Raw genomic sequence first — 22,452 nt, forward strand, 5'->3', positions numbered from 1 at the left:
CCCGCCGATGCGCCTTGCCGCCCCGTTGCTGTTCCTCGTCCTCGCACTTTTCGCCCCACCCGCCGCCGGGCAGGACCGGGCCGGCGTCGAACGACAGTTCAGCGCCTGGCTGGAACAGGCGGTCTGGCCACGCGCCCGGGCCGAGGGCGTGTCGCGGACCACCTTCGAGACGGCCTTTTCGGGTGTGCGGCTGAACTGGGACCTGCCCGACCTGGTGCCGCCGGGCGCGACGGCGCAAACGCCGAAACGGCAGCGCCAGGCCGAGTTCGGATCGCCCGCACGGTATTTCGCCCCGAACACGGTGGCGACCGCCACGCGCATCGGCCGCGAGATGGCCCGGCGCCATGCGGGCACGCTGGCCGCCGTGGAACGCGCAACCGGCGTGCCGGGGCGGATCGTGCTGGCAATCTGGGGCCGCGAAAGCGGGTATGGCCGCGTCGCGATCCCGCATGACGCGTTCGAAGTGCTGGGCACCAAGGGCTTCATGAGCACGCGCGCGGCCTATTTCACCGACGAGCTGATCGCCGCGCTGAAGATCGCGGAAACCGGCGCGGTGCCCGGTGGCGCGATGAAAAGCAGTTGGGCCGGCGCGCTGGGCCAGCCGCAATTCATGCCGTCGAGCTATCTGCGATACGCCGTGGATGGCGACGGCGACGGGCGGGCCGATATCTGGCGGTCCGAGGCCGACACCATCGCGTCGATCGCGACTTACCTGCAACGGCACGGCTGGGTGCCGGGGCGCGATTGGGGGTTCGAGGTGCGGGTGCCCGCGTCGGTGTCCTGCACGCTGGAAGGCCCCGACCAGGGCCGCCCGATCGAGGAGTGGGAGGCGATGGGGGTCGCCCGAGTCTCAGGCAAACCCTTCCCCGTGCACGAGCGCCGGGGCGAGGGGTTCCTGATGATGCCCGCGGGGCGGAACGGGCCGGCCTTTGTCGTGACGCCGAATTTCTATGTCCTGAAGGACTATAACATGAGCGACCTCTACGCGCTGTTCGTCGGCCATGTGGGCGACCGGATCGCCTATGGCATGGGCGATTTCGAGGGCGCGTGGGGCCCCGTGGGCGGGCTTTACCGGTCCGACATCGCGGCGATGCAGCGCGCGCTGGAAGGTATGGGCCATGACGTGGGCGGGGCGGACGGTCTGCCCGGGTTCAAGACGCGTCGGTCCATCGGGCGCTGGCAGGAATCGCTTGGGCGGCCTGCCACCTGTTTCCCCGAGGCAGGGATGAAGGCTGCGCTGGCGCGTTGAGGCATACCGCTTTTCCGGTTTCGCCCGGCCGCGTTCGGGGGCACCATCGGCGCGAGGACGGTCGACGATTTGGCCATCAGCGCAAGGGGTAAGGCGTGGCGAACGAACAGGGCATCCGCGTTGGCGTCGATATCGGCGGGACCTTCACCGATATCGTGCTGGACAATGGCGGGCGGCTGCATTCGGCCAAGGTGCTGACGACGCCCGACGCGCCGGAACAGGCGATCCTGGACGGCATCGCGCTGGTCACCGCCGAGGCGGGCGTGGCCCCCGGCGAGATTGGCCTGGTGATCCATGGCACGACCCTAGCCACCAACGCCCTGATCGAACGGCGGGGCGCGCGCACCGCGCTGGTCACCACCGAAGGTTTCCGCGACGTGATCGAGATGCGGACCGAAAGCCGGTTCGAGCAATACGACCTGAACCTTCAGTTGCCCACGCCGCTGGTCCCGCGCGAGGACCGGTTTCCCGTGGCGGGCCGGATCGGCGCCGAGGGGCAGGAGTTGCAGCCGCTGGACGAGGCCGCGCTGGCGGCGCTGGCCGAGCGGATCGCGAAGGGCGGCTTTGGCGCGGTCGCCGTCGGGTTCATCCATTCCTATGCCAACCCCGCGCACGAGGAGCGCGCGCGGGAAATCCTCGCCGCCCGACTGGACCTGCCCATTTCGATCTCGTCCGAGGTCGCGCCCCAGATGCGCGAATACGAGCGGTTCAACACGGTCTGCGCCAATGCCTATGTGCGGCCACTGATGGAAAGCTATCTGTCGCGGCTGCAGGCGCGGCTGGGCGCGATGGGCGTGGGCTGCCCGGTGGTGATGATCCACTCGGGTGGCGGGCTGATCCCGGTCGAGACGGCGGCGGCCTTTCCGGTGCGGCTGGTGGAATCGGGGCCCGCGGGCGGCGCGATCTTCGCCGCGGATATCGCCCGGCGGTTCGGGCTGGAGCGGGTCGTCTCTTATGACATGGGCGGGACGACGGCCAAGATCTGCCTGATCGACGCGTTCCAGCCGCGTACCGCGCGCAGCTTCGAGGTGGCGCGCACCTATCGGTTCCGCAAGGGTTCGGGGATGCCGATTTCCATTCCCGTGATCGAGATGATCGAGATCGGCGCGGGCGGCGGATCGCTGGCCTGGGTCGACGCGATGGCGCGTATCCAGGTGGGCCCGGAATCGGCGGGTTCGGAACCGGGGCCGGCCTGTTACGGGCGGGGCGGCGCGCGGCCTGCGATCACCGATGCGGATTTGCTGTTGGGCAAGCTGGATCCGGGGAATTTCGCGGGCGGCAAGATCGCGCTGTCGGTCGGGCGGGCCGAGGCGGCGGTTGCGGGTGAGGTGGGCACGGCCCTGGGGCTGGACACGCGCGCCGCGGCCTTCGGCATCACCGAGGTGGTGGACGAGACCATGGCCAACGCCGCGCGCGTGCACGCGGTCGAAAGCGGCAAGGACATCGCCGGCCAGGTGATGATCGCCTTTGGCGGCGCGGCGCCGCTCCATGCCGCGCGGATGTGTGAAAAGCTAGGCATCGACCGCTGCCTGGTGCCGCGCGGGGCGGGCGTGGGGTCGGCCATCGGGTTCCTGCGGGCGCCCTTCGGCTATGAGGCGGTGGCCTCGCAGGTGATGGGGCTGTCGGGGTTCGATGCCGATGCGGTGAATGCCCTGCTGGACGGGCTGAAGGCGCAGGCCGAAGGGTTCGTGCGCGCCGGGACCGAGGGCGCGATCACCCGCGAGGTGACCGCCTTCATGCGCTATGCGGGGCAAGGCTGGGAAATCCCGGTCACGCTGCCCGACCGCGCCTTTGCGCCCGCGGATGGCCAGGAGATCGCCGCGGCGTTCCGCGATCGCTATGCCGCGTTCTTCGGCCGCGCGGTGGACGGCCCCGAGATCGAGATCGTCAGCTGGTCGGTGCGGGCACAGGACATCCGCCCGCAGCCCGAAACCCATCCGTTGGACACCGGCGGCACGCCGGTCACGGCGAAGGCCTCGCGCGCGGTCTTCGACCCGGGCCGCGGCGCAAACTTGCCCACCGCGATCCACGATCGCGACGCCCTGCCGCCCGGCACGCGCGTGATCGGCCCCGCGATCATCGTCGAGACCGAAACCTCGACCGTCGTCAGTTCGGCCTTCGACGCGGTGATCCAGGCCGACGGCGCCATCCTTTTGCTTCGGAAGGGCTGAGCCATGGACCAGATCGACGAAATCCGCCTGCAGGTGATGTGGAACAGGCTGATCTCGGTGGTGGAGGAACAGGCCACCACGCTGGTCCGCACCGCGTTTTCCACCAGCGTGCGCGAGGCGGGCGACCTGTCGGCGGGGGTCTACGACGCAGAGGGGCGCATGCTGGCCCAGGCGGTGACCGGCACGCCCGGCCACGTCAACACGATGGCCGAGGCGGTGGGGAACTTTCTGGACGCGATCCCGCCCGGGGACATGGCCGAGGGCGATACCTACGTCACCAACGACCCTTGGCTGGGCACCGGGCACCTGCACGACATCACGATGGTCACGCCGGTGTTCCGCGCGGGCGCGCTGATCGGGTTCTTCGCCTGCACGGCGCATATCGTCGACATCGGCGGGCGGGGATTCGGGGCGGATGGCAAGTCGGTCTACGAAGAGGGGTTGCAGATCCCGATCATGCGGTTCGCCATGCGGGGGCAGGTGAATGCCGACCTGATCCGCCTGCTGCGCGCGAACGTGCGCGAGCCGAACCAGGTGGTCGGCGATTTCTACTCGCTGGCGGCCTGCAACGAGGTGGGGCTGCGCCGCCTGGGGGGCATGCTGGACGAAACCGGCCTGCCCGACCTTGGCGCCCTGGGCGATTTCATCCTGTCGCGGACCGGCCGGGCGATGCGCGAACGGATCGCCGCGCTGCCGCGGGGCAGCTGGACCAACGCGGTGACGAGCGACGGCTATGACGACCCGATCCGGCTGGCGGCGAAGGTGACGGTCGAGGGCGAGCGGGTGCTGGTGGATTTCGACGGGTCGTCGCCGGTCAGCCGCTGGGGGATCAATTCCCCGATGATCTACACCAAGGCCTATGCCGCCTACGCGGTGAAATGCGTGGTCGCCCCCGACATCCCGAACAACGCCGCCTCGCTGGCCGCGGTCGAGGTGACGTCCCCCCCAAACGTGGTGAACGCGCCGCGCCCCGCCCCCGTCTCGCTGCGCCACGTGATCGGCCATTTGGTGCCCGACCTGGTGCTGGGCGCCCTGGCCGGGGCGCTGCCGGGGCGCATTCCGGCCGAAGGCGCGGGGGCGCTTTGGAACATCCACATCTCGGCGCGGCCGGTGGCCGGGCAGGACGGGCGGCGGGCCGAGGTGCTGATGTTCAACTCGGGCGGGATGGGGGCGCGGCCGGGGCTTGACGGGCTGTCGGCGACGGCGTTCCCCTCGGGGGTGATGACCATGCCCATCGAGGCGACCGAGCAGACCGGGCCGATCGTCGTCTGGCGCAAGGAGTTGCGCGAAGGGTCGGGCGGCGACGGGGAATTCCGCGGCGGGCTGGGCCAGGTGATCGAGATCGCGCCGCTGGACGGCCACGAATTCGAGTTCTCGGCGATGTTCGACCGCGTCGGCAGCCCGCCAAGGGGCCGCGCGGGCGGGGCCGCGGGGGCGGCGGGCCGGGTTGCGCTGGACGATGGCACGGCGCTGCGCCCGAAGGGCTGGCAATTCGTGCCCGCGGGCCGCCGGCTGGTGCTGGAACTGCCCGGGGGCGGCGGTTACGGGCCGCCCGAACGGCGCGCCCCCGAGGCCCGGGCCGAGGATCGCCGCAAGGGCTATGTCAGCGGAGAGGAACCATGACCGGACCCTATGACACCATCCTGATCACCGGCGCCGCCGGGCGACTGGGCACCGAACTGCGCCAGGGCCTGGCCCCGCTGGCGAACAGGCTGCGCCTGACCGACCGGGTCGAGATTGCCGACCTGCGCCCCAACGAAGAGGCCGCGATCCTGGACCTGGTCGACGCGGAGGCCGTGATGGAGGTGACAAAGGGCATCGATGCCATCGTGCATTTCGGCGGCGCGCCGCTGGAAAAGCCCTGGGCCGAGATCCTCGATTCCACGATCCGGGGGTCCTACAACGTCTACGAGGGCGCGCGGAAGAATGGTGTCGGCCGGATGGTCTATGCCTCGTCGGTCCATGCCATCGGCTATCACCCGCTCGACGCGCAGATCGACACCGAGGCGCCGGTCAGGCCCGACAGCCTGTACGGGGTGTCGAAATGTTTCGTCGAGGCGCTGAGCCGGCTTTACTGGGACAAGTTCGGGATCGAGACGGCGTGCCTGCGCATCTTCTCGTCCTTCCCCGAACCCGCGGACCGGCGGATGCTGTGGTCCTGGCTGAGCCACGACGATTGCTGCCGTCTGGTGACGGCAGCCCTGACGGCGCCCTTCGTCGGGCACACGATCAGCTTCGGGCTGTCCGACAACCGGGTGAAACCGGTGGACAACACCAAGGCGGGCCACCTGGGGTATGTGCCGCAGGACAGCGCGGACCCCTATCGCGCGGGCGTCGAGGCGCGCACCGATCCGCCCGACCCCGACGCCCCCGCGACCCGGTTCCTGGGCGGCTGGTTCGTCGATCTCGGCCACCCCGACGACGCGGGGGCCGAATGAGGGACAGCCATGACGTGGTGATCGTCGGCGGCGCGGTGATCGGGTCGTCGGTGGCCTATCACCTGGCCGCGAACCCCGATTTCGACGGCACGATCCTGGTGGTCGAGCGCGACCCGACCTATGCGCGGGCCTCGACCGCGCTGTCGGCCTCGTCGATCCGGACGCAATTTTCGAACGCGATCAACGTGAAGATCAGCCAATACGCGGGCGAGGTGATCCGCGATTTCGCCGAGACCATGCGGGTGGGCGATGCGCGGCCCGACCTGAATTTTCAGCCCGGCGGTTACCTGTTTCTCGCGCGCACGCCGGAACAGGCGCAGACGCTTCGCGAGAACCACGCGGTGCAGCGGGCCTGCGGGGCGGATGTCGTGCTGTGGGACCGCGACACGTTGGCCGATGCCTTCCCGCATCTGCGGGTCGAGGATATCGCGCTGGCCTCTTACGGGCGGTCGGGCGAGGGGTGGTTCGACAACATGGGGCTGCTGCAGGGATTCCGCGCCAAGGCGCGCGAACTGGGCGCGGAGTACGTCACCGACGAGGTGGTGGGAATCGGATGCACGGGTGGCCGGGTTGCCTCGGTCACGTTGAAATCGGGCGTGACGGTGAGGGCTGGAACGGTGGTCAATGCCGCCGGTCCGCGCGCGGCGATGGTGGCGCGGATGACCGGGCTGGACATCCCCGTGGAACCCCGAAAGCGCACGCTGTTCGTGTTCGATTGCGCCCGCTCGCCCGAGGGCACGGCGCGGGTGAATGGCGGGCGGCTGCCACTGATGGTCGATGTCACGGGCGTGCATTGCCGCCCCGAGGGGCGCTATTTCCTGACCGGCGGGGTGCCCGTTGACGACGCGGCCGTCGACCGGGACGATTTCGAGCCCCGACACGCCGAATTCGAGGAAATCGTCTGGCCCGCCCTCGCCGCGCGGTCCGAGGCGTTCGAGGCGATCAAGGTGGTGAACATGTGGGCCGGGCAGTATGCCTATAACACGCTCGACCATAACATGATCGTCGGGGCCCATCCCGAGTTGCCGAATTTCATCTTCGCCAACGGATTCTCCGGCCATGGGCTGCAACAGGCGCCGGCCACCGGGCGGGCGGTATCCGAGTTGATCGCCCATGGCGGGTTCCGAACGCTCGATCTGTCCGACCTGGGTGTCGCGCGCATCCTTGGCAACCGGCCCTTCCTGGAACGGGCGGTGATCTGAGACCGCCATCTGCGGCCAAACGCGTTCACAAACCGATGAGAATCGCAAGAGTCGGCAATCTTGTGCGGGCCGCCCCCTTGTCCCTGCGCTTTTGAAAAACACGTTCATTTCTCGATAGTTTAACGCACAGGAGGCACCCATGGCCGACAAGACGACCGAACAGCTGATCGACGACCCGACTCCGTTCTCAAGCAAGTTCGGCTGGCCGCTGCTGAGCACCCGAAAGCCGAATATCGACCTCGACCGCGTCAGTTCCACGCCGTTTTCCAGCATGCTGAACCTGCCGTTGCTGTCGCAGGGGCGGACGACGTCGACGGAACTGAGGACCGACGATCCGACACCGTTTTCACGCCGGTTCAACTGGCCGATGCTGAGTGGGCGGGCCACGAATGTCGAGCTGAAAACCAACGACCCCACGCCGCTGTCGCGCGCACTGAACCTGCCGCTGCTGAGCGATCGGGCAACGGTCGCTGGCGGCGAGGTTTCGGGCGGCAGTTCGGGCGCACCGGACAATGCCTTTTCCAAGTTCATCCGGCAGATCATCACCGGCGAAGTACAGAAATAACGCGATCGCGCGGCGCGGCATGCGGTCCGCGCCGCGCGGGCACTTGAACCCGAAACGGCGATGTCCATATCCGACGGGTTCCCGGGTGGCGGCCGACCGCCCCCGGCCCTGGACAGGCGTTGCACCCTTGGACCCGTCGCGCCACTTTCTCATCGCCAGCATGCCGTCGGGCGCCTTGCCGTTGGATTGCCCTGACGCATGCCGGGCATCACGGTTTCCACGCCCCGTGCTGGCCATTCTTCTGGCCGTGGCTCTGCTGTTGCAGGGCGCTGCGGTAGCGGGCGGATCCTTTGCGGCGGTCACGGCCAGAATGGCCGTGGTTCTGGACCATTTGGTGCCGCCGCTTGCCGTCGGGCTTGAAAACCGCGTCACGGCCGCCGATCCATCGCTGCCCGAGACCGATACGATCCACTCAGCGTGCACGACCACCTCCCCGGCCCCGCCGGGCCGCCTGGCGGCGAACCGGAACATGCCTGCGCAAGCACCGGTCAGGTCGAACATGGAGACGGCGCACAGCGCGCGGGCGCCGCCGCGCCAGATGGGCTGAACCGTCGAACGGATCAACCCGGCCGCGCCCGCAGGCGCCGCCTTTCCAGGATCGAACATGACCACGACATTTCCGGCTCTTGCGAGCCTGCTGACCACTGCCGGGGCGCTGGCGCTTATGGTGAAGGGCGCAACGCGCTGGCGCGCGGCACGCCGGGCACCGCGCAGCCCCGCCACACCGCCGCCGATGCCCCGCGAGCCCGCACCACCGCCTTCCCGTGCCCCGCGGCGCACGGTCGCCCGGCCCGATGGCACCTGCGCCGGATGCGGCACGCCGATCCCGGGCACCGACAGCCATTGCGGCATCTGCGCGCGCAAGCAAACGGCCAGCCCCGATGCGGGCCGGACCGCACTGCTGCACTGGGCTTTCACGATCGTGGTGCTGACGATGATCTACGGCGCGGGTTACCTCTTGGCGCCGTGAGCCGGCCGGGGCAGGTCTCCCCTGCCCCGTGCCCATGCCGCCCCCGGTCGATCGCCGTCGCCGAACCCGATCTGAACCCTTAGCGCCTTTTGCAGCGGGAAACGCCCGATCGGGCCAGGTCCAAGCACCGCTCAAGGGGCGTCGCAATGGGCCGACCGAGTACGCCCCCGGAACGATGGGTGCCCCAAAGGATGATTGCACCGCCGACCAGCAGATCGAGGGTCGATCGCGGCGCGCATGGCCCGATAAAGACGAGGTCCAGGCCAACCCTTGGCAAGGAGGCCAGCCGGTTCTAGGCCTAGCTGCCCAGCGCGGCGAAACTGTCGGCATAGGCCTCGCGCAGGAGGTTCTTTTGCACCTTGCCCATGGTGTTCCGGGGCAAGGCGTCGACCACGATCAGCTTGCGGGGATGCTTGAACCGCGCAAGCGAGGCCCGCGCCGCCTCGGCGATGGCGTCGAGGTCGGGCGTTTCGCCGGGACGGGGCACGATCAGCCCCAGCACCGTCTCGCCGAAATCGGCATGCGGCACGCCGATTACCGCGCTTTCCAGCACGCCGGGCTGGGCATCCAGCACCAGCTCGATTTCCTTGGGATAAATGTTGTAGCCGCCCGAGATGATGAGATCCTTGTTGCGGCCGACGATCTGGACATAACCCCGGTCGTCGATCAGGCCCAGATCGCCGGTGATGAAGAACCCGTTTTCGCGCAGTTCCTCGCGGGTCTTTTCGGGCATGTTCCAATAGCCCTTGAACACGTTGGGGCCGCGCACCTCGATCTGTCCGACCTCGCCGGGCGGCAGGGTTCTGCCCGTCGCGGGATCGGTGATCTTCACCTCCACCCCGGGCAGCGGGAATCCTACGGTGCCCGCCCGCCGCTCGCCCTCGTAGGGGTTGGAGGTGTTCATGTTGGTTTCCGTCATGCCGTAGCGTTCGAGGATGCGGTGCCCGGTGCGCGCCTCGAATTCGCGGTGGGTATCGGCCAGCAGCGGGGCCGAGCCCGAGATGAAAAGGCGCATGTGCCGGGCCAGGTCGCGCGTAAAGCGTGGATCGCCCAGCAGCCGGGTATAGAAGGTCGGCACGCCCATCATCGCGGTCGCCTTGGGCATCCCGTCCAGGATCGCGTCGAGGTCGAATTTCGGCAGGAAGATCATCGCGCCGCCCGCGGCCAGCGTCACGTTCGTGGCCACGAACAGCCCGTGGGTGTGAAAGATCGGCAGCGCGTGCAACAGCACGTCGTCGGCCGTGAAGCGCCAGTATTCCACCAGGGTCTCGGCGTTCGACAACAGGTTCCGCTGGGTCAGCATGGCCCCCTTGGACCGCCCCGTCGTCCCCGAGGTGTAGAGCAGCGCGGCCAAGTCTTCCTCGGCCCGCTCCACGGTATCAAAGCTGTCGGGCATTTCGGACAGCCGCCCAATCAGCGTTCCCGTGTCGTCGGCGTTCAGCGTTTCCAGCCCCGCGCCCAGCCGCTCGCACAGCGGCGCAAGCCCGGCCGCACCGGCCCCGTCGCAGACCACCAGCGCCGCGCCGCTGTTCTCGATGAAATAGGCCAGTTCCTCGACCGTATAGCCGGTGTTGAGCGGCAGGAACACGATGCCGGCCTGCATGCAGGCGGCATAAAGCGCGAGCGCCTCGGGCGATTTCTCGACCTGCACGGCCAGCCGGTCGCCCGGGCGCAAGCCCCGGTCGCTCAGGACATGGGCCAGCCGCGCGGCCTGTTTCAGGAAGGCGTCGTGGGTGACCGTCCGGCCATCGGGCAGGTGCAGAAAGGGCGTCGTCTTGCCGGCATGGCGACCAAACAGGTGATCGAAGAGCGGGTTCGCCATGGTTCGGACTCCTATGCGAGGGCTTTCTCGGCCGCCGCGCTGAGCGACCGGATGTCGGACGACGCGGCGACGTCATGCGAAGCGGCGAAACGTTCGTGGTTCTGCGAGACCTTGTTCAGGTCATAGAGGTAGTTGACCATCACGCCGGCCGATTGCGCCTGCCCCTTCTCCGACGTGTCGGCACGGGCGTGGACCTGGTGGATCAGCGCCCCGTTGCCAAGGTGGAACCGTGCCACAGGGTCGAAGGGGAGACCGTCGCCGCGCTTGGCCGCGAACAGGTAATGGGCGGCCAGCGCGCGCATCGCCTCGTCGTCGTCGGCATCCCAGCTTCGTCCCTCGGCGGTCAGCCAGCGCACCAGGCCCGGGATCGGCGAGAGCGTGACGAAGGTCTTGAGACCCGGGAATTCCAGCGACAGGTCTGCGGCGACCTGCTTGATCAGCGAATTGCCGAAGGAAATGCCCGCAAGCCCGGCCTGGCAGTTGGTGATCGAGTAAAACACCGCCGTGTCGGCCTGTTCACCGGCGATCTGGTCGCGTTCTTCGGCCAGCAGGGTCTGAATCGAACCGGGCACACCCCGGGTCAGCGCGACCTGGACGAAGATCAGCGGCTCGTCGGGCATGGCGGGGTGAAAAAAGGCGAAACAGCGCCGGTCCTCCGGTTCGAGGCGGCGGCGCAGGTCGTCCCAGCTGTCGATGGCATGGACCGCCTCGTAGGCGATGATCTTTTCCAGGATATGCGCCGGGCTTTGCCAGTTGATCGGGCGCAGCACCAGGAAGCCGCGGTTGAACCAGCTGGCGAAGAGGTGGCGGAAATCGAGGTCCACCGCCTGCAACGCATCGTCCGTACGCCCCAGACGCAAAAGGTCGGCCCGCATCGCCACCAGCGCCGAGGTCGCGCCGGGCACCTGGTTCAGGCGGCGGAACAGTTCCTGCCGGGGCGGCTCGGCGGCGGCCATGAAGGCCCCGTAGGTGGTGCGGGTCTGGGCGGCCTCGTAGGCATCGAGGGCCGCGCGCACCGCCCGCGGAGAGATGTTCATTTCGTCGGCAAGGTGGCGGAAGAATTCGAGCTTTTCGTCATCCTGCATGGCCGCGTAGCGTTCCAGGATCGTACGCGCGACGGTCAGGCCGGTGATCTCGCCGGTGGCGCCGATCAGATCGGCGGCGAGGTCCGGCATGGGCCGGTTGTCGGCCCGCGCCCCGGCCCCCGCGCGGTAGGTCCGTTCGATCAGCGTGGACAGCATGTCGGCCAGCAGCGTCATAGCCCCGGCCCCATCACCGCATTCGGCAGCCATGTCGCAAGCCCCGGGAACAGGCAGAGCAACACGATGGCCAGCACCATGCAGGCCACGAAGGGCAGCGACCCGGTCAGGATCGTCCTGAGCGAAATATCGGGGGCGATGCCGTTGATGACGTAGAGGTTCAGCCCCACGGGCGGCGAGATCAGGCCGATTTCCATGTTGATCGTCAGCACGACGGCGAACCAGATCGGGTCGAACCCGGCGGTGGTGATGATCGGCAGCAGGATCGGCGCGGCCATCAAGATCACCGCAACGGGCGGCAGGAAGAACCCCGCGATCAGCAGGAAGACGTTGATCGCCCCCATCAGCACCCAGCGGTTCACATCCAGCGTGCCGATCCATTCCGCGATCGACTGGGTGATGAACAGCGAGGACAGCATGTAGCTGAACACCCCCGCCGCGGCGATGATGAACAGGATCATCACCGATTCCTTGGTGCTGTCGCGCAGCACCACCCAGATGTCGCGCGGGTTCCACAGCCGGTAGATCACCATCGCGATCAACAGGCACAGCAGCGCGCCGACCGCGGCGGTTTCCGACGGCGTGGCGACACCGCCATACATCGCGTAGAGCACACCGAGGATGATCGCGAGGAAGGGCAGGACGCGCGGGAGGATCTCGACCCTCTCGCGCCAGGAATAGCTGCCCGCGCTCAGCAACGCGGTATTGCCCGACCGCCAGGTCGAATACAGCGACCAGGCCATGAACAGCGCCACCAGCAACAGCCCCGGGATCACGCCCGCCAGGAACAGCCGGCCGATCGAGGTTTCGGTGGCGATCCCGTAGACGATCATCGTGACCGAGGGCGGGATCAGGATGCCCAGCGTGCCACCCGCCGCGATGGACCCGGCCGCCACCCCGTCGGGATAGCCGCGCTTGCGCATCTCGGGGATGCCCATCTTGCCGATGGCCGCGCAGGTCGCGGGGCTGGACCCGGACATCGCCGCGAACAGCGCGCAGGCGCCAAGGTTCGAGACGACCAGCCCGCCCGGCACCCGCGTCAGCCATCGTTCCAGCGCCTCGTAGAGGTCGGCACCCGCGCGGGTCGAGGCGATGGAGGCGCCCATGATGATGAACATCGGGATCGACAGAAGCGCGAAATTGTCGAGCTTGCCGAAGAATATCTCGGGCATCAGTTCCAGAGACCGCATCCCGTCGAAGACGATCAGGAAGCCGGCCGAGACGATCAGCAGGCCTACCGCCACCGACACGCCGGAAAACAGCACGAGGATCGTGGCCAGCGCGACGAGACCGCCGAGGAGAAGCGGGTCCATCAGGCGTCCTCCAGTCCGAAGGGGCGGTCAGCGCCGATCAGGATCGCCACCAGATCGGCCACCAGTTGCAAGAGCAAAAGCCCGAAGCCCAGCGGCAGCGCCAGGTAGGGTATCCACAGTTTCGGCCCCCACACGGTATCGGACCGCCAGCCGCGGTCCCAGGCGAAGTGCCAGAACTCGAACCCGTACCAGAACATCACGGCGACGATCAGGATCGAGACCGACAGGGTGACGACGGCAAGCCCCATGCGCGCGCGCCGCCCCAGCCAAAGCGGCACGAGGTCGACATTCACATGCCCCCTGAGCCGCTGCACGTAGGGCAGCCCGATCAGGGTGGCCGCGATCATCAGGTAGACGACCGCCTCGGTCTGCCAGACGGTGGACCCGTTCAGAACGAAGCGGACGAAGATCATCTGGCAGGTGATCGCGACAGCCGTCACGATCATCGCGGCCGAACACCATCCCGCAAGCGTCGAGACGGCGGCGACGGCACGCAGGAACAGGTTCTTGCCGGCATGCGCAACGGCGGCGCTTTGAACCGTCATCGTGGGCTCTCCAAGGATGTCCGTGCGAAACGGGGCGGCGCGGGGACGCCGCCCCCGGCGCGTCAGTCGACGGCGAGCGCGAGGTCCAGAAGGGCCTGCCCGTCAGGGGTTTCCGCAACGAAGGCCTTGTACGAGGTTTCCTTGGCCAGGTCGCGCCAGGCGTTGAACTCGGCCTCGGTCATGTCGGCGATCTCGACGCCGGCCTCTTCGAAGACGCGGCGCGATTCCGCGTCTTCTTTCTTGGCCTCTTCCAGGTAATAGGCCTGCGCCTTTTCGGCCGCGGCCATCAGCGCGGCCTGCTGCTCCTCGCTCAGCCCCTCGAAGGTCGACTTGTTCATGATCAGCGGCTGGTACATGAACCACAGCGCATATTCGCCCGCGGGGGTATAGCAGGCGACCTGTTCGTAGATGCGGTAGCTGACGAAGGACGAGGACGAGGTATTCGCCGCGTCCAGAACGCCCGTCTGCATCGCGTTGTAGATTTCCGACGACGCCATCGAGGCGATGGACGCCCCGGCGCCGGCCAGCATCTGTTCGAACGCCTTGCCGGCGGCACGCATCTGCTTGCCCGCGACATCCTCGGGCGCGGTGATGCAGTCGTCCTTGCCGGCGAAACCGCCCGCAAGATAGCCGTGGACCAGGACCATCACGTCGTCCTCGGCCATCTTGGCCTCGATCGCCTCCATGAAGGGGCTGTCGTTCATCCGCGCGGCGTGATCGTGGTTCTTCACCAGCCCCGGCATCAGGGTCAGGTTATAGGCCGGCTGCTGGCCGCCGGCATAGGACAGCGGCAGAACCGTCATGTCGAGCTGCCCGCGCGACAGGGGCGTGTATTGCTCGCGCGCCTTGAACAGCGACTGGGTGGGGAAGATCTTGATTTCCAGATCGACACCCGCCGCGGCCACCTCGTCGGCGACGATCTTGGCCACCTGGTGGCGCACGTCCTTGTCGGACCATTGATGGGACAGGCGCAGTTCCGTCGCCGCGGCGGACAACGTGCCGGCAAAAAGCGCCAGCGACGCGACGGTCGCAGTGAGTTTCAGGTTCATTTTTTTCCTCCCTTGGCAGCCCGATTCGACACCGGGCCGCTGTCTCTGTCGCATCGGCTGTTTATCGAGTCAATATTTTTGTATACAAGATGGATATTCTTGCGCGCAATTAACCGCCATGCTAGAGGCCGGACATGGAACGCAAACGCTCAGACCGGATCGCGGACAGCCTGGAGAGCCTGATCTTCGATGGCACCTTTTCCGATGGCGAGCGGCTGGACGAGGTGCAGCTGGCCAAGCGGTTTTCGGTGTCGCGCACCCCGATCCGCGAGGCGTTGCAACGCCTGGCGATGTCCGGGCTGGTCGAGCAGATCCCGCGGCGCGGCGTGTTCGTGCGCCAGCCCGGCCTGGTCGAACTGGTCGAAATGTTCGAAGTCATGGCCGAGCTCGAGGCGGTATGCGCACGCCTGGCGGCGGTGCGGATCACCGACGATGCGCTGGATGACCTGCGCGCGACGAACCAGCGCTGCCAGCAGGCCGTCGCGGCGCAGGACGCCGACGGCTATTACCGTGAAAACGAGCGGTTCCACGCGATCCTCTACCGGCAGTCCGGCAACGGGTTCCTCGAACAGGAATGCCTGCGGCTGCATCGCCGGCTTCAGCCCTTCCGGCGGCTGCAACTGCGCCTGCGCGGCCGGCTGAAACAATCCATGGCCGAGCACGAAGCCGTGGTCGCCGCCCTCGAAGCCGGCGATGGCGACACCGCGGCCGCCACGATCCGCCAGCACGTCGCCGTGCAGGGCGAGAAATTCCACTACCTGATGTCGAGCCTGAAACCGGCTGCGGAATAGCCGCGCGGCGGGTGAACGAGGCCTTTCCGACGGTGATCCCGGATACAGCAAGCACCGGTGCGATGACCGGATACGCCTGCGTTGCGACTGGACCCGATTTAGGGGCGGTCGGCTTTGCGCATCAGGCGTGATCAGGTCCGATCCGCGGGCCGCGCAGGGCCAGGGCGAGCGCGGATTTGCGGTTGACCCGGGCCGCGCGGGTTGATCTTGTCAGGTCATGTCAGGGGAGTCCCGCCAAGGGGACTGAGAGGCTGACGGCATGGCGACATGCGGTGAGGCGACCCTTCGAACCTGACCCAGTTGATACTGGCGTAGGAAGACGGGGGCGCGGCCGCAGCCGACGCCCCACCGGGCCCAACGGCCCTGTTTCCTGCCTCATGTCGCAACGGGTCTTTTTGAGTGCAAGCTTGAGGAGAACCCAAATGACGGACCACCCCCACGGCCTGACCCGCGGCGCGCTGCCCGCGTCGTCCAAGATTTACCTGCCCGGAACGCTTTTCCCCGACATCCGGGTGCCGATGCGCCGAATCGCGCTGGACCCCGCCGCGGGCGAACCGCCTCTGACGCTTTATGACTCCTCGGGGCCCTATACAGACCCTGATGCCGCGATCGACATCGCGCGCGGCTTGCCCGACCTGCGCGGCGCATGGATCGCGGCGCGCGGCGATACGGTGGCCTATGACGGGCGCCCGGTCGCACCCGCCGATAACGGCCATGCCGAGGGTGCGGCGCTGGTGCCGGAATTCTCGGTGCGCCACCGGCCACGCCGGGCCGCAGGGGCCGCGGTCACGCAGATGGCCTATGCAAGGCGGGGCATCGTGACGCCCGAGATGGAATTCGCAGCGATCCGGGAAAACCAGGGGCGCGCGGCGGCTGGCCTGCGCGACGGCGAGGATTTCGGCGCCTCGATCCCCGACCGCGTGACGCCCGAATTCGTCCGCAACGAGATCGCGGCGGGCCGCGCCATCCTGCCGGCCAATATCAACCACCCGGAACTGGAACCGATGGTGATCGGGCGCAACTTCCTGACCAAGGTGAACGCGAACATGGGCACCTCGGCGGTGACCTCGTCGATGCAGGAAGAGGTGGACAAGCTGGTCTGGGCGATCCGCTGGGGCGCGGACACGGTGATGGACCTGTCCACCGGGCGCAACATCCACAACACCCGCGACTGGATCCTGCGCAATGCGCCGGTGCCGGTGGGCACCGTGCCACTCTACCAGGCATTGGAAAAGGTGGGCGGCGTGCCCGAGAACCTGACATGGGAGCTGTTCCGCGACACCCTGATCGAGCAGGCCGAACAGGGAGTGGATTATTTCACCATCCATGCCGGGCTGCGGCTGCACCACATCCCGCTGACGGCGGATCGGGTGACCGGCATCGTCAGCCGGGGCGGGTCGATCATGGCCAAGTGGTGCCTGGCGCATCACCGCGAAAGTTTCCTGTATGAGAATTTTGCCGAGATCTGCGCCATTTGCGCCGCCTATGACATCAGCCTGTCGCTGGGCGACGGGCTGCGGCCCGGGTCGATCGCCGATGCCAACGACGCGGCGCAATTCGCGGAACTGGAAACGCTGGGGGAGTTGACCAAGATCGCCTGGGCCCATGACGTGCAGGTGATGATCGAGGGGCCGGGCCACGTGCCGATGCACAAGATCAAGGAAAACGTGGACAAGCAGCTGGCCCTGTGCGGCGAGGCGCCGTTCTACACGCTGGGCCCGCTGACCACCGACATCGCGCCCGGCTATGACCACATCACCAGCGCCATCGGTGCGGCGATGATCGGATGGTTCGGCACGGCGATGCTGTGCTATGTCACGCCCAAGGAACACCTGGGCCTGCCCGACCGCGACGACGTGAAAACCGGGGTCATCACCTACAAGATCGCCGCCCATGCCGCGGACCTGGCCAAGGGGCATCCCGGCGCCCGCGCCCGCGACGACGCGCTGTCGCGCGCCCGGTTCGAGTTCCGCTGGGAGGACCAGTTCAACCTGTCGCTCGACCCCGACACCGCGCGCGGGTTCCACGACGAGACCCTGCCGAAACAGGCGCACAAGGTGGCGCATTTCTGTTCGATGTGCGGGCCGAAATTCTGTTCGATGAAGATCAGCCAGGATATCCGCGATGCCGCGCGGAACCAGGGAATGGCCGAGATGGCCGGCAAGTTCCGCGAGGCCGGAGAGATCTATTTGCCGGTGGACGGGGACTGCGAAGACTAGCGCGGGCCGACCGGGGCGGGCCGCGCGGCGGCCCGCCCCGGCCATGGCGTGCAGGTCCTAACCCCGGGATTCAAGGGCAAGTGCGACCGCGCCCACGCCCTCGATCCGGCCCTTGATGACGGTGCCGGGGCTCAGCCATGGCAGCCCGTTCAGCGACCCGGTGATCACCACGTGACCCGGCCGCAGCCCACCGCAATGTTCCCCGACAAGCGCCTCGAGCACCTTGAAATTCTCGAACGCCCCGAAGCCGGGCACCTCGGCGGGGCCGTCCAAGAGCGTTCGGTTGCCCGCCGTCAACCGGGCCGTGACCCGCGACAGGTCGCGCCCCCGCCAATCCGGCAGGTCCGGCCCCACCACGAGCGCCCCGTTGATCTGGTTGTCGGCAAGCTTGAGCATGGGCGCGGCCTCACCGGCGAGGCGCGTGCGGACGATCTCGATCACCGGGACCAGCGAAAGACAATCGGCGAGCCGCGCGTCGCGGTCCGGCACGTCGGCCGGGGGCAGCGGGGCGAGAACCCGGAAGCCCAGTTCCAGTTCGATCCCGATCCGTTCCGACGCCGGAACGGCCAGGTGCGCGGGCGTGCCCAAGATATCGCGGGCTAGGATCGGGGCCATGATGCGCGGATGACCGGGCTTGCAGGCGACCTTGAAGCCGCCGACCGGACCAAGGGTCTGCGCGACGAGGGCCTGCACCGCATAGGCATCGCTGTCTGTCAGGTCACCGCCCGGCACGGCATCGGCCGGAACAGGGACACCGGTGCGGCGCGCCGTTATCAGCCGACTGGCGAGGTCTGCGAGATCCGCCCTCACCGGTGTGTCCCCCGCCAGCCGCAGGCGTCGGGGCGCGCGATGCCGGTCATGGCGCAGTGCGCCGCGCGGCACGCGGCGCGGGTGACGTGGCCCGATCCGGGGCATCGGCGCCAACGATCAGCGCGCCGCTGGCGCGCAGCCGATCGACCGTTTCGGGCGGGTAGCCCAGTTCGGCCAGGATTTCCGGCCCGTGCTGGCCCAGAAGCGGCGCGGGCCGGTCGATGCCGCCCGGCGTTTCGGAAAACTTTACCGGCAGGCCGATCGCCTTGACCCGCCCGGCCACGGGATGGTCCGTTTCGACGATCATCTCGCGGGCGATGGCCTGTGGATCGGCATGCATCTGGGGGATGGTCAGCACCGGACCGGCGGGCAGGCCCACCGCCTCCATCCGCGCAAGCCAGTCGTCGGTGTCCCGGGTTTCGAGGTATCCGCCCAGCACCTCGACCAACGCGGGCAGGTTCTCCATCCGGTCGTGGTTGTTGGCAAAGCGCGGATCGTCGTTCAACTCGGGGGCGCCGATCACGTCGAGCAGCCGCAGCCAGTTCGCCTGGTTCGCCGCGCCCACGTTGATCCAGCCGTCACGGGTGCGGAACGCCTGGTAGGGCGCGTTCAGCGGGTGGGCCGAGCCCAGCGGTTCGGGCGCCTCTCCGGTGGCGAAGGCAATCGCGCTTTGCCAATAGGTCAAAGTGATCCCCGCCTCGAACAGCGAGGTGTCGACCTTCTGCCCCTGCCCTGTTTCCCGCGCCCGGGCATAGGCCGCGATGCAGCCCATGGCGGCCAGGATCCCCGCGGTGATGTCGGTGATCGGGGCACCCGGTTTCACCGGCGGACGCCCCGGCCCCTCGCCGGTGATCGACATCAGCCCCGACATGCCCTGCGCGATCAGGTCGAAGCCCCCGCGATGGGCATAGGGCCCGGTGCGCCCGAACCCCGAGATCTCGCAATAGATCAGCCTTGGATTGATCTCGCGCAGGGTGTCATAGCCAAGGCCCAGCTTTTCCATCGTGCCTTTGCGGTAATTCTCGATCACCACGTCGGCCCCGGCCAGCAGGCGGCGCAATACCTCGACGGCGTCGGGGTCCTTGAGGTTCAGGGCGATGCCCCGCTTGTTGCGGTTCATCATCATGTAGGCGGCACTTTCGCCCTCGATGGCCGGGGGCAGAAATCTGCGGCTGTCGTCGCCATTGGGCTTTTCCACCTTGATCACGTCGGCGCCCATGTCGGCCAGCATCATCCCGCAGGCCGGACCGGCCATGATATGGGCGAGTTCCACGACCTTCAGCCCGGCAAGCGGTCCGGCGGTCATCGGCCGCTCCAGCGCGGTTTTTCCTTGGTCAGGAACGCCTCCATCCCGTGGCGGAAATCCTGGCTCATGTAGCACATGGTTATCAGGTCGGAATCCTCGACCGAAAGCGCCGCGCGGTTGCGGCGCATCGCCTCCTTGGTTGCGCGCAAGGTAAGGGGGGCCATCTGCGCCAGCGTTCCGGCCAGTTCGGCGGCGCGGGCCATCAGCGCGGGTTCGTCGGGCAGGATTTTGCTGACAAGGCCCACGGCGCGGGCCTCGTCGGCCTCGATCAGCCGGGCGGTGAAGATCATCTCGCGCACCCGCCCCGCGCCGAGGATTTCGGTCATGCGGGCCAGGTTCTCGGCCGCGAGGCAATTGCCCAGCGTCCGCGCGATGGGAAAGCCGAATTTCAGGCTGGCACTGGCGATGCGGATGTCGCAGGCCACGGCGATAGACGCCCCGCCCCCGGTGCAGGCGCCGTTGATCGCGGCGACGGTGGGCAGGGGGCAGGTTTCGACCGCGGTCAGCACGCGGGCGATCTCGGCCTCATATTCCAGCGCGTCCTGCGCGGTTTCGAACCCGCGGAACTGGGTCATGTCGGTTCCGGCGGCGAAGGCCTTGCCGCCCGCGCCCGAGATCACCACCGCCTTGAGCGAGCCATCCGTCGGCGCATTGGCGCAAAGTTCGGCCAGCGTCTCGTACATGCCGAAGGTCAGCGCATTGCGCGCCTGGGGCCGGTTGAAGGTGATCCAGAGGGTTTCGCCCCGAACCTCGTGCAGCAATTCATCGGTCATCTATAGAAATACTCCACCAGGAAAAGCGGCACCGAGGGCACGTAGGTGCACAGCATCAACACGGCCAGCAGCACCGCCACGAACCAGACATTGACCTTGGATACCTCCCAGATGTTCGCGCGCGCCACCGCGCAAGAGGTGATCAGCACCGAGGCGACGGGCGGCGTCTGTTGCCCGATGGCCAGGTTCAGCGTGACCACAAGGCCGAAATGCACCGGGTCGATGCCCGCAGCATTGATCAGCGGGATCACGATGGGCACGACCAGGATGATCGCGGCGGCCGAGTGCAGGAAGAACCCGATCACCAGGAAAAAGACATTCAGGATCAGCAGGATCAGCCATTGTTCCGAGGTGATCGACAGGATGCCCTCGGCGATCTGCTGGGGGATCTGGGCGCGGGTCAGGAACCCGCCCATCAGAACCGAGGCCGCCACCAGCAGCATCACCACCGCGGTCTGGATACCGCCGTCCAGCATCGCGGTGCGCAGGTGGCGCAGGTCGAGATTGCGATACCAGGCCGAGACCGCCAGCGCGGCCACCACCGCAAGCCCCGCCGCCTCGGTCGCGGTGACGAAGCCGCCGAAGATGCCCCCAAGTATGATCACCGGCAGGGCAAAGGCGGGCAGCGCCTCGACGAAGGTTTCCTTGAGGCGGGGGATGTTGAACGCCTCTTCTGTGGGCAGGTCGTAGCGCACCGCGAACCCGTAGGCGACCGCCATCAACCCCGCCGCCCCGATCAGGCCCGGCACGATCCCGGCGACGAAAAGCTGTTCGACCGAGGTATTGGCCGAGGCGGCGTAAAGGATCATCGGGATCGACGGCGGAATGATGATGGCAAGCGAGGCCGAGGACGAGGTGACGGCGGCCGCGAAGGGCGCGGAATAGCCACGCTTTTTCATCTGCGGGATCAGGATCGAGCCCATGGCGGCCACATCCGCCACCGCCGAGCCCGAGATCTCGGCGAAGAACAGCGAGACGCCGATATTGATCATCGCAAGCCCGCCCCGCACGAACCCGATCAACGCCGACACGAAGTTGATCAGCCTATCGGTGATCCCGCCCGCGTTCATGATCGCGCCCGCCAGCACGAACATCGGGATCGCGATCAGCGAGAACTTGGTCGCGCCGTTATACATGTCGAGCGCGATAGTCACGAGCGAGGACATGCCCTCGGTCAGCACAAGGCCCAGCACACCCGCCATGGCCAGCGCCACCGCGATGGGCACGTTGATGCACATCATCGCGAGAAGCGCCACGAAGATCAGCAGCATCAACATCAGCGGGGCTCCCCGGATCGGTGGGCCGCCTGGGCCTTTTGCAATTCGCGGTCCACCTCGACCTCGATCTCGGCATGTTCCAGCGACACGCCGCGCCGCGTCGCGCGCCAGTAATCGGGCAGGCTGAGCAACTGGCACAGAATGAACAGGCACGCCCCGATCGGGATCACCGACTGGGTGAACTGCACCGGCACCCAGGTCAGCGACACGAGGTAGGAACCCTGCAAAACCTCCAGCACCCGGAACCCCGCCCAGGCCATCAGCGCGAAGAAGGTCAGAACGACCAGTTCCGCCACGACCACCGCCGCCATGCGGGCACGCCCGGGCAGCATCAACAGCACCGTGTCGAACCCGATATGGCGGCGCTTCAGCGCGGCAAGGCCCGAACCGTAATAGGTGATCCAGGCCAGCATGATCGCGGCCACCTCGTCATACCAGGAAAAGCTTTCGCCGATCAGGCGCGCCAGAACCGCGACGATCACCACGACCGTCAGCAGCACCATCAGGAAGATCGTGAACCATTCCAGCACCACGGCCAGAAGGCCGGATGCGGTCCTCAGCGCACGCATGGGCGGGGCTTTCCTTTCGGCAAGAATGGAAACGGCGCGGAAACGGCCATTGCGACCTCGTGACGTTCGGGATGTTCGGATGCGGGAAGGGGCGCCCCAGCAGGGGCGCCCCGATGGAACGGGA

The 22,452-nt window shown here is 67.7% G+C and carries 20 protein-coding genes and 1 riboswitch; of the genes, 10 read left to right on the forward strand and 10 right to left on the reverse strand.

The features are described from left to right. Positions 1-7: 7 nt before the first annotated feature. From EV662_RS02050 to EV662_RS02085, 8 genes are all read left to right on the forward strand, one after another. Positions 8-1,249: a lytic murein transglycosylase gene (locus tag EV662_RS02050; protein ID WP_132460456.1), complete on the forward strand. Its 1,242-nt coding sequence runs from the start codon at positions 8-10 to the stop codon at positions 1,247-1,249. 95 nt (positions 1,250-1,344) lie between these two features. Continuing rightward, complete coding sequence (locus EV662_RS02055) at positions 1,345-3,420, forward strand: hydantoinase/oxoprolinase family protein (protein ID WP_132460457.1); 2,076 nt, start codon at positions 1,345-1,347, stop codon at positions 3,418-3,420. A 3-nt stretch (positions 3,421-3,423) separates the two neighbouring features. Continuing rightward, positions 3,424-5,043, forward strand: coding sequence for a hydantoinase B/oxoprolinase family protein (locus EV662_RS02060; protein WP_132460458.1), 1,620 nt, complete (start codon positions 3,424-3,426; stop codon positions 5,041-5,043). After that, complete coding sequence (locus EV662_RS02065; protein WP_132460459.1) at positions 5,040-5,858, forward strand: NAD-dependent epimerase/dehydratase family protein; 819 nt, start codon at positions 5,040-5,042, stop codon at positions 5,856-5,858. The genes EV662_RS02060 and EV662_RS02065 overlap by 4 nt, the downstream gene beginning before the upstream one ends. After that, entirely contained in the window at positions 5,855-7,060 is a 1,206-nt protein-coding gene (locus EV662_RS02070; protein ID WP_132460460.1) for an NAD(P)/FAD-dependent oxidoreductase, read from the forward strand. Before EV662_RS02065 ends, EV662_RS02070 begins: the two co-directional genes overlap by 4 nt. Before the next feature lie 139 nt (positions 7,061-7,199). Then, a complete protein-coding gene (locus EV662_RS02075; protein ID WP_132460461.1) occupies positions 7,200-7,625 on the forward strand; it encodes a hypothetical protein in 426 nt (141 codons plus the stop codon). A gap of 226 nt (positions 7,626-7,851) precedes the next feature. Continuing rightward, complete coding sequence (locus tag EV662_RS02080) at positions 7,852-8,172, forward strand: hypothetical protein (protein ID WP_132460462.1); 321 nt, start codon at positions 7,852-7,854, stop codon at positions 8,170-8,172. Positions 8,173-8,229: 57 nt separating this feature from the next. Next, positions 8,230-8,595: a hypothetical protein gene (locus EV662_RS02085; protein WP_132460463.1), complete on the forward strand. Its 366-nt coding sequence runs from the start codon at positions 8,230-8,232 to the stop codon at positions 8,593-8,595. A gap of 298 nt (positions 8,596-8,893) precedes the next feature. Here EV662_RS02085 and EV662_RS02090 read toward each other — a convergent pair whose 3' ends face one another. The 5 genes from EV662_RS02090 to dctP all read right to left on the reverse strand — a co-directional run bounded on the left by EV662_RS02090 (position 8,894) and on the right by dctP (position 14,583). Beyond that, a complete protein-coding gene (locus EV662_RS02090) occupies positions 8,894-10,417 on the reverse strand; it encodes a malonate--CoA ligase (RefSeq protein WP_132460464.1) in 1,524 nt (507 codons plus the stop codon). Positions 10,418-10,428: 11 nt separating this feature from the next. Then, on the reverse strand, positions 10,429-11,676 hold the full coding sequence (locus tag EV662_RS02095) for a malonyl-CoA decarboxylase (protein ID WP_132460465.1): 1,248 nt from the start codon (positions 11,674-11,676) through the stop codon (positions 10,429-10,431). Beyond that, the gene (locus tag EV662_RS02100; protein WP_132460466.1) at positions 11,673-12,989 is read right to left on the reverse strand and encodes a TRAP transporter large permease; all 1,317 of its coding nucleotides are present in this window, start codon (positions 12,987-12,989) and stop codon (positions 11,673-11,675) included. Before EV662_RS02100 ends, EV662_RS02095 begins: the two co-directional genes overlap by 4 nt. Further along, positions 12,989-13,534, reverse strand: coding sequence for a TRAP transporter small permease (locus tag EV662_RS02105; protein ID WP_132460467.1), 546 nt, complete (start codon positions 13,532-13,534; stop codon positions 12,989-12,991). The genes EV662_RS02100 and EV662_RS02105 overlap by 1 nt, the downstream gene beginning before the upstream one ends. A 62-nt stretch (positions 13,535-13,596) precedes the next feature. Continuing rightward, positions 13,597-14,583 (reverse strand): TRAP transporter substrate-binding protein DctP, encoded by a 987-nt coding sequence (dctP, locus tag EV662_RS02110; RefSeq protein WP_132460468.1) that lies wholly within the window; start codon positions 14,581-14,583, stop codon positions 13,597-13,599. Positions 14,584-14,717: 134 nt separating this feature from the next. Here dctP and EV662_RS02115 point away from each other — a divergent pair, with 134 nt between their 5' ends. Together EV662_RS02115 and thiC are read left to right on the forward strand one after the other, a co-directional pair. Next, positions 14,718-15,374, forward strand: a complete 657-nt coding sequence (locus tag EV662_RS02115; RefSeq protein ID WP_132460469.1) for a GntR family transcriptional regulator — start codon at positions 14,718-14,720, stop codon at positions 15,372-15,374. A 212-nt stretch (positions 15,375-15,586) separates the two neighbouring features. After that, a riboswitch (TPP riboswitch) is annotated at positions 15,587-15,709 on the forward strand. A gap of 87 nt (positions 15,710-15,796) precedes the next feature. Beyond that, on the forward strand, positions 15,797-17,593 hold the full coding sequence (gene thiC / locus EV662_RS02120; RefSeq protein ID WP_132460470.1) for a phosphomethylpyrimidine synthase ThiC: 1,797 nt from the start codon (positions 15,797-15,799) through the stop codon (positions 17,591-17,593). A gap of 57 nt (positions 17,594-17,650) precedes the next feature. Here the strand turns inward: thiC and EV662_RS02125 are convergent, their stop codons facing one another. From EV662_RS02125 to EV662_RS02145, 5 genes are read right to left on the reverse strand one after another with little or no spacing between them, the layout of a single operon-like run. Beyond that, the gene (locus EV662_RS02125) at positions 17,651-18,403 is read right to left on the reverse strand and encodes a fumarylacetoacetate hydrolase family protein (protein ID WP_132460471.1); all 753 of its coding nucleotides are present in this window, start codon (positions 18,401-18,403) and stop codon (positions 17,651-17,653) included. 46 nt (positions 18,404-18,449) lie between these two features. Next, a complete protein-coding gene (locus EV662_RS02130; protein WP_132460472.1) occupies positions 18,450-19,709 on the reverse strand; it encodes a CaiB/BaiF CoA transferase family protein in 1,260 nt (419 codons plus the stop codon). Further along, positions 19,706-20,482 (reverse strand): enoyl-CoA hydratase/isomerase family protein, encoded by a 777-nt coding sequence (locus EV662_RS02135; protein ID WP_132460473.1) that lies wholly within the window; start codon positions 20,480-20,482, stop codon positions 19,706-19,708. The genes EV662_RS02130 and EV662_RS02135 overlap by 4 nt, the downstream gene beginning before the upstream one ends. After that, entirely contained in the window at positions 20,479-21,759 is a 1,281-nt protein-coding gene (locus EV662_RS02140) for a TRAP transporter large permease (protein WP_132460474.1), read from the reverse strand. Before EV662_RS02140 ends, EV662_RS02135 begins: the two co-directional genes overlap by 4 nt. Next, positions 21,759-22,328, reverse strand: coding sequence for a TRAP transporter small permease (locus tag EV662_RS02145; RefSeq protein ID WP_132460475.1), 570 nt, complete (start codon positions 22,326-22,328; stop codon positions 21,759-21,761). Before EV662_RS02145 ends, EV662_RS02140 begins: the two co-directional genes overlap by 1 nt. Between the last annotated feature and the right edge of the window lie 124 nt (positions 22,329-22,452).

This window comes from Rhodovulum marinum (assembly GCF_004343075.1).
Taxonomy (GTDB): domain Bacteria; phylum Pseudomonadota; class Alphaproteobacteria; order Rhodobacterales; family Rhodobacteraceae; genus Rhodovulum; species Rhodovulum marinum.

Bases quoted from the DNA above. Each gene is read 5' to 3' on its own strand.
- EV662_RS02115 (WP_132460469.1), top strand. From the start codon at position 14,718: ATGGAACGCAAACGCTCAGACCGGATCGCGGACAGCCTGGAGAGCCTG.
- EV662_RS02085 (WP_132460463.1), top strand. From the start codon at position 8,230: ATGACCACGACATTTCCGGCTCTTGCGAGCCTGCTGACCACTGCCGGG.
- EV662_RS02145 (WP_132460475.1), bottom strand. From the start codon at position 22,328: ATGCGTGCGCTGAGGACCGCATCCGGCCTTCTGGCCGTGGTGCTGGAA.
- EV662_RS02075 (WP_132460461.1), top strand. From the start codon at position 7,200: ATGGCCGACAAGACGACCGAACAGCTGATCGACGACCCGACTCCGTTC.
- EV662_RS02095 (WP_132460465.1), bottom strand. From the start codon at position 11,676: ATGACGCTGCTGGCCGACATGCTGTCCACGCTGATCGAACGGACCTAC.
- EV662_RS02060 (WP_132460458.1), top strand. From the start codon at position 3,424: ATGGACCAGATCGACGAAATCCGCCTGCAGGTGATGTGGAACAGGCTG.
- EV662_RS02065 (WP_132460459.1), top strand. From the start codon at position 5,040: ATGACCGGACCCTATGACACCATCCTGATCACCGGCGCCGCCGGGCGA.
- EV662_RS02135 (WP_132460473.1), bottom strand. From the start codon at position 20,482: ATGACCGATGAATTGCTGCACGAGGTTCGGGGCGAAACCCTCTGGATC.
- EV662_RS02130 (WP_132460472.1), bottom strand. From the start codon at position 19,709: ATGACCGCCGGACCGCTTGCCGGGCTGAAGGTCGTGGAACTCGCCCAT.
- EV662_RS02070 (WP_132460460.1), top strand. From the start codon at position 5,855: ATGAGGGACAGCCATGACGTGGTGATCGTCGGCGGCGCGGTGATCGGG.
- dctP (WP_132460468.1), bottom strand. From the start codon at position 14,583: ATGAACCTGAAACTCACTGCGACCGTCGCGTCGCTGGCGCTTTTTGCC.
- EV662_RS02090 (WP_132460464.1), bottom strand. From the start codon at position 10,417: ATGGCGAACCCGCTCTTCGATCACCTGTTTGGTCGCCATGCCGGCAAG.
- thiC (WP_132460470.1), top strand. From the start codon at position 15,797: ATGACGGACCACCCCCACGGCCTGACCCGCGGCGCGCTGCCCGCGTCG.
- EV662_RS02140 (WP_132460474.1), bottom strand. From the start codon at position 21,759: ATGTTGATGCTGCTGATCTTCGTGGCGCTTCTCGCGATGATGTGCATC.
- EV662_RS02050 (WP_132460456.1), top strand. From the start codon at position 8: ATGCGCCTTGCCGCCCCGTTGCTGTTCCTCGTCCTCGCACTTTTCGCC.
- EV662_RS02105 (WP_132460467.1), bottom strand. From the start codon at position 13,534: ATGACGGTTCAAAGCGCCGCCGTTGCGCATGCCGGCAAGAACCTGTTC.
- EV662_RS02100 (WP_132460466.1), bottom strand. From the start codon at position 12,989: ATGGACCCGCTTCTCCTCGGCGGTCTCGTCGCGCTGGCCACGATCCTC.